This is a genomic window from Streptomyces spongiae (genome assembly GCF_009377185.1).
Lineage (GTDB): Bacteria > Actinomycetota > Actinomycetes > Streptomycetales > Streptomycetaceae > Streptomyces > Streptomyces spongiae.
In genome coordinates this window covers 1-1,360 of record NZ_VJZC01001062.1, presented here as the reverse complement: position 1 = coordinate 1,360, position 1,360 = coordinate 1, and the positions used below count along the sequence as shown (strand labels likewise).

1 protein-coding gene is annotated in these 1,360 nt (G+C 72.1%); it reads left to right on the top strand.

Annotation, left to right across the window (positions count from 1 at the left end):
• The first annotated feature begins 244 nt into the window (after nt 1-244).
• Nucleotides 245-1,285 carry a FecCD family ABC transporter permease gene (locus tag FNH08_RS50115; RefSeq protein WP_322726685.1) on the top strand — a complete coding sequence of 347 codons (1,041 nt, stop codon included), beginning with the start codon at nt 245-247 and terminating at the stop codon, nt 1,283-1,285.
• The last annotated feature ends 75 nt before the right edge of the window (nt 1,286-1,360 follow it).

The following is a 1,360-nucleotide window of genomic DNA, read 5'->3' as shown; positions in this document are numbered from 1 at the left end:
GGAGTGAGACCTCCGGCGGGAGGGGGGTGAGCAGCCGCCGCCAGTACGTCAGGACTTCCTCGGAACCGCACACAGCAGCGAGCCTCCCCAGCGGATCGGTCCCGGCTCTGGGCCAGGGATCGGCGTCATACTAAGGTAAGGGTTACCTAATTTCACAGGGTGCTCATAGAAGATGCCCATGGGGGTGCGGCGCCAAGCAGCCACGTCATACAGTTAGGCAAGCCTCATCAAAGGAAGTTCACACGTGGGGACCTCAGCGGTCCGGGCGGCGAAAGGCCCCCGCGCAGTACTCCTGCTCGCGCTCTCGGGTGCGGCGCTGCTCGCGCTGTGCGCCCTGTCGATGGCGTACGGAGCTCTCGGTGTCCCCCTCGACCAGGTGTGGCACACACTGCTGGGCGACCCGCCCAGCTCCCGCATCGACAGCGTCATCTGGGCAGTGCGGCTGCCGCGCACCCTCCTCGCCCTCGCCACCGGGGCCGCCCTGGGCCTCGCGGGCGCGCTGATGCAGGCCCTGACCCGCAACCCCCTGGCGGATCCCGGCATCCTGGGCGTCAGCGCGGGCGCGGCCTTCGCCGTCGTGCTCTCCGTGGGCGTCCTCGGCATCGGCTCCGTCTACGGCTACATCTGGTTCGCCCTGGCCGGGGCGCTGGCCGCCAGCGTGCTGGTCTACTTCCTCGGCGGACTCGGACGCTCGGGCACCACACCGGTCAAACTCGCCCTGGCCGGTGTCGCCGTGACCTCCCTGCTCTTCTCGCTGACCAGCGCCATCGCCCTCACCGACCCGGACGCCCTGAACCGCTACCGCTTCTGGAACGCGGGCTCACTGGCCAACCAGGACGACCAGGTCCTGCTGCGCGTCCTGCCGTTCCTCGCCGTCGGGGCGCTCCTCGCCCTGGCCTCCGCGCCCGCCCTCAACCGCCTCGCGCTCGGCGACGACGTCGCCAAGTCGCTCGGGCTCAGGCTCGGACTGGTCCGCGTCCAGGGGGTCGTGGCCGTCACGCTGCTCACCGGCGGCGCCGTCGCCGTCATCGGGCCCGTCGTGTTCGTCGGTCTGGTCGTGCCCCACATCGCCCGCGTCCTCGCGCAGTCCGTCGGCCTCGGCCCCGACCACCGCTGGCTGCTGCCGCTGTCGGCCGTGCTCGCGCCCTGCCTGCTGCTGGCCGCCGACATCGCGGGGCGGCTGATCGCCCGGCCGGCGGAGGTCCAGGCCGGCATCCTCGTCGCCTTCATCGGCGGCCCGTTCTTCATCGCGCTGGTCCGCCGCCGACGACTCGCGGAGCTGTGAGCCCATGACCACCCACCTCGCGCCCGGCCCGGGCGAACGAGCCTCCGCGGACCGGAAACCCGCCCGCCGCACCCC